We start from the raw sequence: 14828 nt of genomic DNA on the forward strand, positions 1-14828 counted from the left end.
TACTATCTCGTAGGGGGAATGAATCATGGCAGGCGTACGCTTAAACCATATCGTAAAGAAATATCCGGGTGCAGAAGAAGCAACGGTTAAAGATTTCCACTTGGAAATTAAAGATAAAGAATTCTTGGTATTGGTAGGCGCTTCCGGTTGCGGTAAGTCCACAACGCTTCGTATGATCGCAGGTTTGGAAGAAATCACAGAGGGCGAATTGTACATCGGCGACCGTCTTGTGAACGACGTTGCTCCGAAAGACCGCGACATCGCGATGGTGTTCCAGTCCTACGCGTTGTATCCGCACATGAACGTGTATCAAAACATGGCTTTCGGTTTGAAGCTTCGTAAGTTCAAGAAAGCCGATATCGACGCTCGCGTTCGCGAAGCTGCTCGTATCCTCGACATCACTCACTTGCTGGATCGTAAGCCGAAGGCTCTCTCCGGCGGTCAGCGTCAGCGTGTTGCCTTGGGACGTGCGATTGTCCGTGAACCGCAAGTGTTCTTGATGGACGAACCGCTTTCCAACTTGGATGCGAAGCTGCGCGTACAGATGCGTGCTGAGATCGGTAAGCTTCACAAGCGTCTGGAAACAACAATTATCTACGTAACGCATGACCAAACAGAAGCGATGACAATGGGCGATCGTATCGTCGTTATGGATAAAGGGATCATTCAGCAAGCGGCTACACCGGAAGAGATCTATAACTTCCCTCTGAACATGTTCGTTGCGGGCTTCATCGGATCCCCATCCATGAACTTCATCAACGGTACATTCGCAGAGCAAGGTGGCAGCCTTTACTTCAAGGCTAACGGAGTCAGCGTTGAACTGCCAGAAGGCAAAGCAAAGATTTTGCGTGACAAAGGCTATATCGGTAAAGAGGTAGTTATGGGCGTTCGTCCGGAGGATTTCCACGATGAGGCAATCTTCATGGAAGCTTCCCCGAACTCCATCGTGAATGCTCACATTGAAGTGTCCGAGAACCTCGGTCATGAAATGCTCTTGCACTTGACTGGCATCGGTACTCAAAGCGTAGTTGCTCGTGTAGACGGCCGCGCAGGCTTTAAAGAAAACACAAGCGTTAAGCTTGCTATCGACATGAACAAAGTTCATTTCTTCGATAAAGAAACGACTCTGTCCATCTTCGTGAACAACTAATATTATCTTACCCGCCCAGAGACCGTCCGAATAACTCGGACGGTCTCTTTTTGCTTTTTTTCGCAACATGTTGAACTAGTTCGACAGTCGTAGGATCCTAAGGGTTGGGCCGCGAGTTCTATCCTTCGATCCCATCCATCCACTTTTATTTAAAGGGATCGAAGGATAAGATGTTTCAGTTGAGGCCCACCCTTAGGATTCGGAGACGGAGAAGTGGTCCAACATGCTTGCTTTCCCCGATTAATTCCATTAGGATGAGAATATTGGGATAACAAAAGGAGACGACCTCATCTATGCCGAAGAAGGTAAAAGTATCAGATTTGGTAGCGGAGTTTCATTTGGAGATTATCTGTGGGGAAGGCGGCTTAAAGCGCCCTATTACAGTAGCGGACTTATATAGACCCGGACTTGAAATCGCCGGGTATTTCGAGTTTCATCCGAGAGAGCGCGTACAGATTCTGGGGAAGACGGAGCTAACCTTTTTCGATGGGCTTTCTTCGGATGAGCGTATGGATCGAATGGCCCGTCTGTGTAAGCCGGAGGAAACGCCTTGTATTATTTTGAGCCGTGGATTGGAAGCGCCGATTGAGCTATTGGCCGCGGCAAATGACAATCAGATTCCCGTGCTGCGAACAGGGACGGCAACAACAATCTTTACGAGCCGGTTAACAGGTTTCTTGGAGAACCGTCTCGCTCCGACGACAACGATTCATGGGGTATTAGTAGATGTTTATGGCGTCGGCATGCTCATTTCGGGATCAAGCGGAATTGGTAAAAGTGAGACGGCGCTGGAGCTTGTAAAAAGAGGGCATCGATTAATTGCCGACGATGCGGTAGAAATCCGCCAGACGGCCGATCACACTTTGATTGGCAACGCACCGGAGCTGATTCGTCATTTGCTGGAAATTCGCGGAATCGGTATCATCAATGTAATGACGCTCTTCGGTGCGGGAGCCGTGCGCACGGCCAAGAAAATATCCGTCGTGTGCAAGCTGGAAACCTGGCAGCAGGACAAGCAGTATGACCGGCTGGGACTGGATGAAGAGACGACACGCATCATTGATACGGATATCCCATTAGTCACGGTGCCCGTCCGTCCCGGAAGGAACCTTGCGGTCATCATCGAGGTGGCCGCCATGAACTACCGGTTGAAGCGCATGGGGTATAACGCGGCCCTTCAGTTTACGAACAAGCTGACGGAATCGCTCGCCGAGGATATGGATGATATCGAATAAGGGAGGGTTGGCGGTATGACGTTGGCAATAGATCCTATCGCAATCGCCTTAGGACCGATCAAGGTTCATTGGTATGGCATCATTCTAGGAACGGCTGTTCTCGTCGGACTGCTGCTGGCAGTCCAGGAAGGAAAGCGATTCAGAATTCCTTCCGATTTTTTCATGGATTTGATACTTATTGGCGTTCCTTCGGCGATCGTCGGGGCCCGAATTTATTACGTCGCTTTTAAATGGGAGGATTATCGGGATAATTGGCTGGAGGTATTTGCCGTCTGGCACGGTGGAATTGCCATCTATGGGGCACTGATCGGGGCGGTCGCAGCAGGCGTCATTTACTCGAGGAAAAAAGGCTACAACTTTTGGCGTATTGCGGATATTTGCGCTCCAGGGTTAATCGTGGGGCAGATGATCGGCCGCTGGGGAAACTTCATGAACCAAGAGGCTCATGGAGGTCCGGTCGATGAAGCATTCCTGCGGGAGACGCTGAATTTGCCGAATTGGATTGTGCAGCAAATGTTCATCGAGGGCACATATTACCATCCGACCTTCTTATATGAGTCGCTATGGAACCTTGTCGGGCTGCTGCTTCTGCTCTGGCTGCGCCGTAGACCGTTTTTACGGGCAGGAGAGCTGTTCGCAGGCTATTTCCTCTGGTATTCCATCGGTCGCTTCTTTGTAGAAGCGCTGCGAACGGACAGTTTGGACTTTACGGGACCGGAGTGGCTTGCAGGGTTTATTAATTGGTTATGGACGCCGATGACGTGGTTCGGCTTTACCCAGGGTACGTTAACATACGGCGGCAATGTGAGAATATCTCAGCTGGTTGCGATCTTGATCTTCTTGGGTGGGATTGCTTTCATAACGATACGCCGGAAAACAGGCGCAGCATCGGTAAGATACGCGGACCCTATCGTACGCCAAGGCGAAACGGTAATGGAGCCGGAGAGCGAAGCCAAGGCTGAGCAGCAGGGCAGCGAGGAAAAAAACGAACGTACAATCGACAGCTAGACAAAGGAGCTTGAAGCATGATTCAAACGGTACTTTTTGATTTGGACGGGACGATAATCGACACGAACGAGCTGATTATTCAATCCTTCCTGCATACGTTCGAAGGGGTTGTCGATCCGCCGATGACGCGGGAGTTCATCATTCCAAACATGGGGCGTCCTCTGGTGGAGCAGATGGTGCATTTTTCCGGGCGCGAGCAGGTGGATGATCTGGTGAAAAAATATCGGGAATTTAATGTAACGCGTCATGATGAATTCGTGAAGGAATTCCCCCACGTGAAAGAAACGCTGGCTGCGCTGCACGCTGCTGGTGTGAAGCTTGGAGTCGTAACCAGCAAAATCCGGCTTACCACCGAGATGGGCTTGAAGCTGTGCGGATTGTATGATTACTTTGGCACGATCGTAACCGTAGAGGATGTGGAGAACCCGAAGCCGCATCCGGAGGGGATTCAGCGGGCCTTACGCGAGCTCGGCGGAGATGCCTCTTCCGCGGCGATGGTCGGGGACAGCCATTACGATATCGAGGCGGGTAAGAACGCAGGTGTTGTATCCGTCGGCGTGGCTTGGTCCTTGAAGGGAATGGATTACTTGAAGGGCTACGAGCCGACTCATATTATCGATGACATGCGTGAGCTGCTGCAGGTTGTCGGCATTCAAGGTGATGCTCGTTGAGACGAACGGAACGGTACCCGGTAGAAGGGCCGAATTCCTTATGGCAAATGTACAACACGATTTCGAGATGGAAAGCGGTACGAAATTTCGTGTTCATTCAAATTTCAAGGTATGCCCCATCTTTGCCCCTCAAGCGGTGGATTTATCGGCGCGTGTTAGGGATGAAGGTGGGAGAGCATACCTCCTTTGCTTTAATGGTCATGGTGGATGTGTTCTTTCCGGAGCGAATTGAAGTAGGCGAGAACACGATTATCGGGTACAACTCGACGATCCTGACCCATGAGTATTTGATTAAAGAATATCGGCTCGGGAATGTACGGATCGGCTCTCATGTAATGATCGGTGCGAATACGACGATTTTGCCGGGGGTTACCATCGGGGATCATGCTGTGATTGGTGCGGGTTCGGTCGTACATAAGGATGTTGCGCCTTACAGCTTTGTTGCAGGCAACCCTCTGCGTGTCATCCGTGAGGATGTTCGTAAAGGGTCGTACGAGGGATGACCCGTAGGAGGAAAAAGTGAGTGCCGGCGCGGAAAAACCATGGAAAATTCATTGACCGGTCAATGGTTTCCGTGGTAAACTTACGATTACATTCTTTATTTTGGTAGCATGGTAACATATTAGCGAACTAAAGCGAATAAGTTTAGAAGTAAGTTTGCTTGAGGGGTTGGCGCTGGATGCTGCGGGGCTCTGCGTAAGGCTTTGGGTAATGGCTGTAAGCTGAGCTCGGAGTCGTTATTGGCAAAAGTGCACGTGATGGTTACCTGTATTCTATAAAGTTATATTTAGGCTTATTGGCGGTTTTCAGGAAATAGCTGTAGATGGATCCAACAGGCAAATTAGATGTACGAAATGCAGCTAAGCTGAGGAACGTTGTCTAAACACATGATTTAGCTGTACAACATGCAGATAACTGAACGCTTAAGCATCAATCCTTATTTGTAACGTTCTGAGATAAGGCATAAATTTCTGGCAGGCAGGTGTAAAACAATGTCCAAACCAAAGGTGTTTGAGAAGCCGTCAGGCGTGAAGGATTACTTACCGGAAGCGATCTCGCAGCTGCGCAGGATTGAGCGTAATGTGCTTCAATGCATGGAGCGCTGGGGCTATCGCGAAATTTTAACGCCGACGCTGGAATATTACGACACTGTGGGGGTAGCTAGCTCCACGGAAGATAAGAAGCTGTTCAAGCTGTTGGACCGCAAGGGCACGACACTGGTGCTTCGTTCGGATGTGACTGCTCCGATCGCGCGGGTGGTTTCCTCCCTTCTGAAGGAGGAGACGCTTCCGCTGAGACTTTCCTACCACGCGAATGTGTTTCGCGCCATTGAGGCGGAGGCAGGACGCGATGCGGAGTTTTTCCAGACAGGTGTGGAGCTGGTAGGGGATGCCTCCTCGGAGTCCGATGCGGAAGTAATAGCTCTAGCGGTAGCAGGCTTGCAAGCGGCCGGAGTGAAGGAATTCAAGATGGCTGTCGGTCATGTGGGTTTCCTGAACGGGCTGTTCCGTGAAACGTTGGCGGATCGTCCGGAAGCGCAGGTTGCGCTGAAGGAATGTCTTCTGGGACGGGACTATGTAGGCTATCGGGAAACCATTCGTCATCTAGGCTTATCCCAAGCGGTACAATCGGAGCTTGAGGGGATATTACGGCTCCGCGGCGGTCAAGAGATCTGCAGCCAAGCGCGAGAAGTAACGCAGGATCCGACGGCGCAGCAGGCGATTAGCCATCTATGCGAGGTGTGGGATGTCCTTAAGGCGTACGGAGTAAGCGAGCATGTGGTGATTGATTTAACGATGATTGGGGATTTCTCCTATTATACAGGTATGACGTTCGAAGGCTATGCGGCAGATTTGGGCTTCCCGGTATGCAGCGGCGGCAGGTACGATAACCTCCTATCCCAATTCGGGCGTCCGGCGCCGGCAACGGGCTTTGCATTGAAGACGAATCGCATCCTGGAGGCGGTCAGCAAGTACGGAACGCCGGAGGCGCCATACCGCATCCTTATTGCTTATACGGCAGCACAACGTCAGGAAGCACTGCAAGCGGCAGCAGACATGCGTCGTCGTGAAGGCGTGATGGTGGAAACGAGGCTGGTAGACGAGGCGGGGAGCTTCCGGGCGGAGCTGCAGCCGGATGAAACGTATCGTGTGAACGGCGTCATTTATCAAGATGTAATAGAGTTCGGCTTGTAAAGGAGGGCGAATCGGATGCAAGACCTATTGAAGGTAGCCATGCCCAAGGGGCGTATCTATAAGCAGGCATCGAAGCTGCTGAGAGAAGCGGGTTACACGATTCCGGAGGATATGGATGATTCGCGGAAGCTGATCATTGCGGTGCCGGAGGCGAACATGGAGTTCATCATGGCGAAGCCGGTGGACGTACCGACTTACGTCGAGTATGGGGTAGCGGACATCGGAATCGTGGGCAAGGATGTCCTCATGGAGGAGAACCGCAATGTGTACGAGCTGCTGGACCTCGGGATCGCGCGCTGCCGCATGTCGGTGATCGGCCTACCGGACTGGAAGCCGGTATTGAACCCCAGGGTAGCGACGAAGTATCCGAACGTAGCCTCCCAATATTTCCGGGAGCAGGGGCAGCAGGTAGAGGTCATCAAGCTGAACGGCTCGATCGAGCTCGCGCCGCTGATCGGCTTGGCGGACCGAATCGTGGATATGGTGGAAACCGGGACGACGATGCGGGAAAACGGGCTGGCGGAGCACGAAGTGATCTTCCCGATCACAAGCCGTCTGATTGCGAACCGGGTAAGCTACCGGATGAAGAACGAGGCGATTCAAGCGCTGTGCGACAAGCTGCAGCCGGTCATTGCAGCGAAGCTGGAAGCAGCGGCGAAGGTCTAGCCTGGCCGATATGGGAGGGACGAAAGAACGATGAGAATCATGGATGCAAACGACTTCTCGCTGAAGCGGGAAGTGGAATACGGCTCACCGGAACAGAACGAGCGCGTGAAGCAAATTATCGAAGACGTTCGGGTGAACGGCGACACGGCACTGCGTCGGCTGGCGCTCGAATTGGATAAGGTGAAGGTAGAGGGTCTCCGGGTGAGCGAAGAGGAAATCCAAGCGGCCTACCAGCATGTAGACGCTTCGTTCCTTGAAGCGATCCGCGAGGCGGCTGTGAACATTCGCCGCTTTCACGAGAAGCAGAAGCGTTCGTCTTGGATGGATCTGCAGCCTGATGGAAGCATTCTCGGCCAGGTCATCCGTCCGCTGCGCCGGGTAGGGCTGTACGTGCCAGGGGGCAAGGCGGCCTACCCTTCGTCGGTGCTGATGAACGCGATCCCGGCTCAGGTGGCCGGCGTGCCGGAGATCGTGATGGTCACGCCGCCTTCGACGGCGGGCGTGGAGGGCATTAACCCGCACATCCTCGTAGCGGCAGCCGAAGCCGGAGTGCGGGAGATTTACCGCGTCGGCGGGGCGCAGGCCGTAGCGGCGCTCGCTTACGGCACCGAGTCGATCGCGGCGGCCGACAAGATCGTAGGGCCGGGGAACATCTATGTCGCCTTAGCCAAACGTTACGTGTTTGGCGCCGTCGACATCGACAGCATAGCCGGCCCGAGCGAGATTGTCGTGCTGGCGGATGAGAGCGCGGACGCCGCCTACGTGGCGGCGGACCTGCTCTCGCAGGCGGAGCACGACGAGATGGCTTCGGCGATTCTGGTGACCCCATCGCCGGAGCTGGCCGAGGCGGTCCGCACCGAGGTGGACCGCCAGCTTGCCGCGCTGCCACGGCGGGACATCGCGGCGCAATCGATCCGCGATTACGGCGCGATCCTGCGCGTAGCGAGCCTCGACGAGGGCGTGAGCGTCGTCAATCAGCTGGCGCCGGAGCATCTCGAGGTTATCGTGCGGGAGCCGTTCCAGTACCTCGGCAAAATCGAAAACGCCGGCGCCGTGTTCCTCGGTCCTTACAGCTCGGAGCCGGTAGGGGATTATTTTGCCGGTCCGAACCATGTGCTACCGACGAACGGAACCGCAAGGTTCTCGTCGCCGCTGAACGTGGACGATTTTATGAAGAAATCAAGCGTTATTTACTATAGCAAGGAAGCGCTGCTGCGCGACGGCGAGAAAATTATCGCTCTTGCCCGTCATGAGGGGCTCGAGGCTCACGCGCGCGCGATCCAAATTCGACTGGAGAAGGAAGGGAACACTCGTGGCTGAACAAGAGCAAAAGCAGCAGGTACGCTCGGCAGAGGTAGCTAGAAGGACGAACGAAACGGATATTAAGCTTTCTTTTGCCATTGATGGAACGGGGATTTCGGAGATTGACACGGATGTGCCATTCTTCAACCACATGCTGGATCTGTTTACAAAGCACGGCCAGTTCGACCTGAACGTGAAGGCGATCGGCGATGTGGAGATTGACGATCATCATACGGTGGAGGATATAGGAATTTGTCTCGGACAGACGGTGAGAGAAGCGCTTGGCGACAAGAAGGGCATCAAGCGTTACGCGAATGTGTTCATTCCGATGGATGAGGCGCTGGCGCAAGTCATCATCGACATCAGCAACCGTCCCCACCTGGAATATCGTGCCCAGTACCCGTCCCAGACGGTCGGTAGCTTCACGACAGAGCTTGTGCATGAGTTTCTGCATAAGTTCGCACTCGAAGCGCGCATTACACTGCACGTCATCGTGCACTACGGGCACAATACGCACCACATGGTGGAAGCGGTATTCAAGGCGCTCGGACGCGCGCTCGACGAGGCAACTTCAATCGATCCCCGTGTGAAAGGCGTGCCTTCGACGAAGGGAGTGCTGTAAGCATGATCGCAATTATCGATTACGGAATGGGCAATCTTCACTCCGTGGCGAAGGCCGTGGAGCGTCTCGGCTACGAAGCCGTTGTGACTTCGGAGGAGCGGGTGCTGCTTGAGGCGGACGGTGCGATTTTGCCGGGCGTCGGCGCCTTCGGCGATGCTATGGAGCATCTGCGTGCCTCGAATTTGGACGAAGCCGTGAAGCATTATGCCGAGACGGGAAAGCCGCTGCTGGGCATCTGCCTTGGGATGCAGCTTTTGTTCGGCAGCAGTGAGGAGCACGGACTTAATCAAGGCTTGAACCTGTTGCCTGGCAGCGTGGTTCGTTTCCAAGGCGGCTACAAAATCCCGCATATGGGCTGGAATCGGCTGGAGTTTAAGCAGGCAAGCCCGCTTTTTCGTGATCTGGAGGAGGGCCATGTGTATTTCGTACACTCCTTCCATGTATTGCCTGAACGTAAAGAGGACCTATTGGCCACAACGGATTACTTCCAACAGGTAACAGCGATTGTGGGAAGAGACAACGTATTCGGCATGCAGTTTCACCCGGAGAAAAGCGGAGAAGTCGGCATGAAGCTGCTGGGGAATTTTCTGGCTATGTGTGTCAATGCAGCTTCTGTTAAGGGATAACTTCAATTAATGATTCGATAGGGAGAGGGGGCAATACAAGAGATGTTGGCTAAACGAATCATTCCTTGCCTTGATGTGAAGGACGGCCGTGTCGTAAAGGGTGTGAATTTCGTAAACCTTCGGGATGCAGGAGACCCTGTCGAGCTGGCGGCGATTTACGATAAGGAAGGCGCTGACGAACTGGTATTCCTTGACATTTCGGCCTCCCATGAAGGCAGAGCGACCATGATCGAGGTCGTCAAGCAGACGGCGGGGGAAATCACGATTCCTTTTACCGTAGGCGGCGGCATTGCCAGCGTGGACGATATGAAGAGGCTGCTGCGTGCGGGTGCGGATAAGATCGGGATCAATACGGCGGCGGTGAGAAATCCTCAGCTCGTCTCGGACGGCGCCCGCCGATTCGGATCCCAATGCATCGTTGTCGCGGTGGATGCCCGGTTTAATAGCGAATGGGGCGAGTGGGAAGTGTTCACCCACGGCGGCCGTAACGGCACGGGAATTAGGGCGCTGGAGTGGGTCAAGCGGATTGAGGAGCTCGGCGCCGGGGAAATCCTGCTGACCAGCATGGACGCGGACGGAACAAAGGACGGCTTTGACCTGAAGCTGACCCGGGCGGTATCGGAGACGGTCAGCATTCCGGTGATTGCTTCCGGCGGAGCGGGGAAGAAAGAACATTTCTACGATGTGTTTGGCGAAGGCAAAGCGGATGCAGGATTGGCCGCAACGATTTTTCACTATAAGGAAATGACGATAGGTGAGGTCAAGCAGGACCTCCGAAGCAGAGGAGTGGAAGTACGGTGAGTGAGCAAGCTGGGGGAATCACCAACGTGGAAGAGCTGAATGCAGCGATCAAATGGGACGCTAACGGCCTGGTGCCTGCGATTGTGCAGGATGCCGTAAGCAAGGAAGTCCTCATGATGGCTTATATGAATCAGGATTCACTGAAGCTGACGATCGAATCGGGAGAAACGTGGTTCTGGAGCCGTTCCCGCAACGAGCTGTGGCATAAGGGCGCGACCAGCGGACACACGCAGAAGGTCAAGGCGCTCCGTTACGACTGCGACGGCGACACGCTGTTGGTGCTGGTAGATCAAGCGGGTGCTGCCTGCCATACCGGCCGATACAGCTGCTTCTATAATGAAGTGAAGCTGGGCGCGGTTCAAGGGACCGGAGAAGCTGCAGGCAGCGACCGCTTCGCGATCCTGAACGCACTGGAATCGGTTATTGCGCAGCGGGATGCAGAGCGTCCGGAAGGAGCCTATACTACGTACTTGTTTGAAAAAGGGGTCGACAAAATCCTCAAAAAGGTCGGGGAGGAGGCCGCCGAGGTCATCATCGCCGCGAAGAACCGCGATGCCGACGAGCTTCGTTATGAAGCCAGCGACCTGATTTTCCATCTGATGGTGCTGCTGCGCGAGCAGAAGCTGCCGCTGGATGAGGTTATGCGTGAGCTGGACCGCCGCCACAATACCAAAAAGTAAGGAGCTCCAACATGCTGATCGATTATCATACCCACCACGTTAGGTGTGGTCATGCGTCGGGCGAGCTGGAGGAATACGTGCTGAAGGGCATTGAGATCGGACTCACTCAATTGGGGCTGTCCGATCACATGCCCTTGCTCCATGTAGACCCGGCAACATATCTCCCGGGTATGGCGATGCCGATGGAGGAATTGCCGAACTATGTCGAAGAGGCATTCCGTCTCCAGGAGAAATACAAGCGGCAGATCGACATCCGAGTCGGTTTGGAGGGGGACTACATTGAAGGCTATGAGCGGGACATCGAGCGCATTGTGAAGGCGTATCCGTGGGATTACGTGATCGGCTCGGTGCATTTTCTCGGGGAATGGGATATCACGGATTACCGGCAAACGGACGGATGGAAGGAACGCGACGCCTACGAGGTGTACGTTCAATATTATGACGCGGTGAAAAAGGCGGCCCGGACGGGCTTCTACGACTACCTCGGTCATATTGACGTTATCAAACGCTTCGGCTTCAAGCCGGAGCAGCCTACGGAGCATCTGGAGCGGGAAGCGCTGGAGGCCGTGAAGACGGCCGGGTTGGCTATTGAACTGAACGCATCGGGACTCCGCATGCCCGTAAACGAAATGTTTCCAAGCCGCCGCATGCTTGAATATGCCCTGCAATTGGGAATACCTATAACGATTGGATCGGACTGCCACCAGCCGGAACGGCTCGCGCAATATCTCGATCAAGCGGTGGCCCTGCTGAAGGACGTCGGTTTTACCGATTTAGCCACATTTAAGGGTCGGAAACGCACGATGGTGCCTATTGGATTTTGACGAATTCATGTATAATGGGAATGTCGGACTTTTTAAATATTGTGTAAATCGTCACAGGGCTGATGATGTAGAAACATGTCAACATGGACTAAGGAATCTAAGATAATATGCGGAGGTTATCATGCACAGCGACAAGGTGAAAATATTCTCGGGATCATCCAATCCCCAATTGGCAGAGCGGATCTGCCGGGAGCTGGGGGTTCCGCTGGGTAACATCAAACTGTCCCGATTCAAAAGCGGCGAGGTCTACTGCCTCTATGAGGAAAGCATTCGGAACTGTGACGTCTTCTTGGTGCAGACGTTCTCTCACCCGATCAACGAACACTTCATGGAGCTGCTCGTCATGATGGATGCGGCGAAGAGGGCATCGGCACGGACGATCAATCTTGTCGTTCCATATTACGGGTATTCCCGCCAAGAGCGCAAGGCGGCTCCACGGGAACCGATCTCGGCTAAGCTGGTAGCTGATCTGCTCACAACGGCAGGCGCACACCGCGTCATTACGATCGATCTGCATGCTCCGGCCATTCAGGGCTTCTTCAATATTCCGGTAGACCACTTAACCGCGCTGGATCTTCTCAGCGGTTACATCAAGAAGAAGAATATCGAAGACTTGATCGTGGTTTCTCCGGATGCCGGCGGCGTAACGCGAGCTGAGAACCTGGCGAACGTGATCGAAGCGCCGATCGCAATGATGTTCAAGAAGCGTTATGCGCACAATGAAGCTGTCGTTACTCACGTCATCGGGGATGTGGAAGGCAAAACGCCTGTTATTATCGAAGACTTGATTGATACGGGTACGACAATCGTCAACGTCGTGGAAGGGCTGAAGGAACGCGGCGCCAAGGACGTTTACATTCTTGCCACCCACGCGGTATTCTCCGGGCCAGCCTTGGAGCGCTTGAACCATCCGAACATTAAGGAAGTTATTATTACCGACTCGATTGCGATTCCGGACGATCATCCTGAGAAGTTTAAGGTGCTCTCCGTAGCTCATCTGCTTTCGGATGCTATCCGCATCATCCAATCCGGCGGCTCGATCAGCTCCTTGTTCAAGTACGGCGGCGTATAGATTCCCTATTTCCAATTAAAATATTGCGACACTTCGTGCTCCGGCTCAGGAATCGATTACGATTTTGGGCCGGAGTATGTTACTATAGAGGTACATTAAGATTACCCCGGATTTCTGAGCGAGTTCCGGACGGACCACGGAGGTGCCTTGCATGGAGAAGAAAAAACGCGTACAGCTTAAACCCACTACGAATATTATCCCGATGAAACTGGACGCTACGTTCTTTTTCGAGAAAGCCGTTCAGTCCATGGACCGATATCGATATGATAAGGCACTGAAGTATTTTAAACGTGCCGCCGAATACGAACCCGAGAATCCTGTGAACCACTGCAATCTGGCAGGACTGCTGTCGGAGATGGGCAATTATGAGGAGTCCAACAAGATATTGCAAAATGTGCTCGATGTCATTGATCCCTCGATGACCGAGTGTTATTTCTATATGGCCAATAATTTTGCCAATATGGAAAATTATGAATCGGCCGAGAAGGCGATTGTGCATTATCTGGAGAATGATCCGAACGGGCAGTTTCTCGAGGAATCGGAAGAAATGATGGAGCTGCTCAGCTACGAGCTCGACCGTCCGACGAAGCTGGCTACGATTAAGTCCAGGGAAGGCCTCTTCGAGCATGACCGCGCCCGTTCGCTGCTGGAGGAAGGCAAGTTCGCGGAAGCGGTTCGGATTATGGAGAAGCTGATTAAGAAGCACCCCGATTTCATGGCGGCCCGGAATAATTTGGCGCTTGCTTATTACTATATGGGGCATTTCGATAAATCCGTCGATATGATCAAACAGGTGCTGGAGCTGGAGCCGGGCAACTTGCACGCACTTTGCAACCTGGCCATCTTCTATCAGCATTTCGGTGACCGCGACAATCTGAATGAGCTGCTGATGCTGCTGCGCAAGATGTATCCTTTCCATCAGGACCATGTGTTTAAGCTGGCAACCACGATGGGCATTCTTAGCGAGCACGAGGCGGCGTACCATTTGTTCAAGCGCTTGCTGAAAACAGGAGAAGCGGGCTTCGACCCTTGTCTGTTCCACTATACGGCGGTGGCTGCTTACCAAACGAAGCGATACGATGAGGCGGAACGCCAGTGGCGGCAGGCGGAGAAGTTTGACCCGGGCTCGGAAATTCCCCGGTTTTATTTGAACCTGCTCCGCAGGTATCGTCATGAAGCGGTAAAGCCTTCGGTAAGCTATCATTACCACCTTCCGTTCGAGGAGCAGTTCCGCGGCTTGGAGCGGTCAGAGAACGGGCTTCCGGAGCATCTGAAGAAGGATCCGCTGGTTCGCTCTTCTTTCTTCTGGGCTCTGCGTCATGGGGATATGGACACGAAGCTGCAGGTCATTCAAGCGTTCAGCCTGATCGGTGACGATGAGGTGAAGGATACGCTGCTCGAATTTATCCAGCAGCCGGAGGAAGACGACTATTTGAAGAAAATGGCTCTCTTCGTCCTCCGAAGCATCGGCTATAAGGACACGGTCAAAGCGGTGCTGGACGGACGTCAGGTTGCCGTGGCCCCTTCGCCGTTTTCCCCAGGCTTACCGCGTTGGGACCGCAAGTGGCAGCAGGTGATGGACTGCGCCTTATCGCATATGAACCGCAGATACGAGCTGGTGCAGCAGTACGATTTGCAAACGCTATGGGTAGAATACGTAACCAGGGTGTTTCCGGCGGTGCCGAAGATCACGAAGGTGGAAGGCTGGGCGGCGGCGCTGGAATATTTGACCGCCAAAATGCATCGCCGGCCGGTTCCCTTCCATGAGGTAGCCGCGCGTTACGGTGTGTCGGTCGCGACCGTAAGCAAGAATGTGAAGCTGATTGACGAGGCCTGCGGCTTGAAAGAGAAGATGAATGCGATTTTCTCCAAGCTGCCTAGAACTGATTCAAAATCGGAGCGATAGGATAAACTTCTACTATGAGGTTTTCTTTTCGATAGAAGCTTTTCTTAATAAATTTTGGTTTGGCAGCATG

At 53.4% G+C, this 14828-nt stretch carries 15 protein-coding genes; all 15 read left to right on the plus strand.

Annotated features, from left to right (window positions below; all coding sequences use genetic code 11):
- Positions 1 to 25: 25 nt before the first annotated feature.
- The 15 genes from RAC89_RS13050 (at position 26) to RAC89_RS13120 (ending at position 14758) form a co-directional block, all read left to right on the plus strand.
- A complete protein-coding gene (locus tag RAC89_RS13050) occupies positions 26 to 1150 on the plus strand; it encodes an ABC transporter ATP-binding protein (protein WP_306613964.1) in 1125 nt (374 codons plus the stop codon).
- A gap of 293 nt (positions 1151 to 1443) precedes the next feature.
- Complete coding sequence (gene hprK, locus RAC89_RS13055) at positions 1444 to 2385, plus strand: HPr(Ser) kinase/phosphatase (protein WP_284643402.1); 942 nt, start codon at positions 1444 to 1446, stop codon at positions 2383 to 2385.
- Between the two features lie 15 nt (positions 2386 to 2400).
- Positions 2401 to 3393, plus strand: coding sequence for a prolipoprotein diacylglyceryl transferase (gene lgt, locus RAC89_RS13060; protein WP_306613965.1), 993 nt, complete (start codon positions 2401 to 2403; stop codon positions 3391 to 3393).
- Between the two features lie 17 nt (positions 3394 to 3410).
- Positions 3411 to 4064 (plus strand): pyrophosphatase PpaX, encoded by a 654-nt coding sequence (ppaX, locus tag RAC89_RS13065; RefSeq protein WP_306613966.1) that lies wholly within the window; start codon positions 3411 to 3413, stop codon positions 4062 to 4064.
- Positions 4061 to 4567, plus strand: coding sequence for an acyltransferase (locus RAC89_RS13070; protein ID WP_306613967.1), 507 nt, complete (start codon positions 4061 to 4063; stop codon positions 4565 to 4567). The genes ppaX and RAC89_RS13070 overlap by 4 nt, the downstream gene beginning before the upstream one ends.
- Positions 4568 to 5056: 489 nt before the next feature.
- Positions 5057 to 6259, plus strand: coding sequence for an ATP phosphoribosyltransferase regulatory subunit (locus RAC89_RS13075; RefSeq protein ID WP_306613968.1), 1203 nt, complete (start codon positions 5057 to 5059; stop codon positions 6257 to 6259).
- Positions 6260 to 6274: 15 nt separating this feature from the next.
- Positions 6275 to 6925, plus strand: coding sequence for an ATP phosphoribosyltransferase (gene hisG, locus RAC89_RS13080; protein ID WP_306613970.1), 651 nt, complete (start codon positions 6275 to 6277; stop codon positions 6923 to 6925).
- Between the two features lie 30 nt (positions 6926 to 6955).
- On the plus strand, positions 6956 to 8245 hold the full coding sequence (gene hisD, locus RAC89_RS13085; RefSeq protein ID WP_306613971.1) for a histidinol dehydrogenase: 1290 nt from the start codon (positions 6956 to 6958) through the stop codon (positions 8243 to 8245).
- The gene (gene hisB / locus RAC89_RS13090; protein WP_306613972.1) at positions 8238 to 8849 is read left to right on the plus strand and encodes an imidazoleglycerol-phosphate dehydratase HisB; all 612 of its coding nucleotides are present in this window, start codon (positions 8238 to 8240) and stop codon (positions 8847 to 8849) included. Before hisD ends, hisB begins: the two co-directional genes overlap by 8 nt.
- 2 nt (positions 8850 to 8851) lie before the next feature.
- Entirely contained in the window at positions 8852 to 9475 is a 624-nt protein-coding gene (gene hisH / locus RAC89_RS13095; RefSeq protein WP_306613973.1) for an imidazole glycerol phosphate synthase subunit HisH, read from the plus strand.
- Between the two features lie 42 nt (positions 9476 to 9517).
- Positions 9518 to 10276 (plus strand): imidazole glycerol phosphate synthase subunit HisF, encoded by a 759-nt coding sequence (gene hisF, locus RAC89_RS13100; protein WP_306613975.1) that lies wholly within the window; start codon positions 9518 to 9520, stop codon positions 10274 to 10276.
- Positions 10273 to 10956 carry a bifunctional phosphoribosyl-AMP cyclohydrolase/phosphoribosyl-ATP diphosphatase HisIE gene (gene hisIE / locus RAC89_RS13105; RefSeq protein ID WP_306613976.1) on the plus strand — a complete coding sequence of 228 codons (684 nt, stop codon included), beginning with the start codon at positions 10273 to 10275 and terminating at the stop codon, positions 10954 to 10956. Before hisF ends, hisIE begins: the two co-directional genes overlap by 4 nt.
- Before the next feature lie 11 nt (positions 10957 to 10967).
- Positions 10968 to 11780, plus strand: a complete 813-nt coding sequence (gene hisJ, locus RAC89_RS13110; RefSeq protein ID WP_284643417.1) for a histidinol-phosphatase HisJ — start codon at positions 10968 to 10970, stop codon at positions 11778 to 11780.
- A 121-nt stretch (positions 11781 to 11901) separates the two neighbouring features.
- Complete coding sequence (locus RAC89_RS13115; protein WP_284643418.1) at positions 11902 to 12852, plus strand: ribose-phosphate diphosphokinase; 951 nt, start codon at positions 11902 to 11904, stop codon at positions 12850 to 12852.
- 151 nt (positions 12853 to 13003) lie between these two features.
- Positions 13004 to 14758: a tetratricopeptide repeat protein gene (locus RAC89_RS13120; RefSeq protein ID WP_306613978.1), complete on the plus strand. Its 1755-nt coding sequence runs from the start codon at positions 13004 to 13006 to the stop codon at positions 14756 to 14758.
- Positions 14759 to 14828: the final 70 nt, after the last annotated feature.

The organism is Paenibacillus sp. GD4 (genome assembly GCF_030846225.1).
In the GTDB taxonomy this organism is placed as follows: Bacteria; Bacillota; Bacilli; order Paenibacillales; family NBRC-103111; genus Paenibacillus_G; species Paenibacillus_G silviterrae.

Coding starts and splice junctions, on each gene's coding strand:
- RAC89_RS13050 (WP_306613964.1), top strand. CDS start 26: ATGGCAGGCGTACGCTTAAACCATATCGTAAAGAAATATCCGGGTGCA.
- hprK (WP_284643402.1), top strand. CDS start 1,444: ATGCCGAAGAAGGTAAAAGTATCAGATTTGGTAGCGGAGTTTCATTTG.
- lgt (WP_306613965.1), top strand. CDS start 2,401: ATGACGTTGGCAATAGATCCTATCGCAATCGCCTTAGGACCGATCAAG.
- ppaX (WP_306613966.1), top strand. CDS start 3,411: ATGATTCAAACGGTACTTTTTGATTTGGACGGGACGATAATCGACACG.
- RAC89_RS13075 (WP_306613968.1), top strand. CDS start 5,057: ATGTCCAAACCAAAGGTGTTTGAGAAGCCGTCAGGCGTGAAGGATTAC.
- hisG (WP_306613970.1), top strand. CDS start 6,275: ATGCAAGACCTATTGAAGGTAGCCATGCCCAAGGGGCGTATCTATAAG.
- hisD (WP_306613971.1), top strand. CDS start 6,956: ATGAGAATCATGGATGCAAACGACTTCTCGCTGAAGCGGGAAGTGGAA.
- hisH (WP_306613973.1), top strand. CDS start 8,852: ATGATCGCAATTATCGATTACGGAATGGGCAATCTTCACTCCGTGGCG.
- hisF (WP_306613975.1), top strand. CDS start 9,518: ATGTTGGCTAAACGAATCATTCCTTGCCTTGATGTGAAGGACGGCCGT.
- hisJ (WP_284643417.1), top strand. CDS start 10,968: ATGCTGATCGATTATCATACCCACCACGTTAGGTGTGGTCATGCGTCG.
- RAC89_RS13115 (WP_284643418.1), top strand. CDS start 11,902: ATGCACAGCGACAAGGTGAAAATATTCTCGGGATCATCCAATCCCCAA.
- RAC89_RS13120 (WP_306613978.1), top strand. CDS start 13,004: ATGGAGAAGAAAAAACGCGTACAGCTTAAACCCACTACGAATATTATC.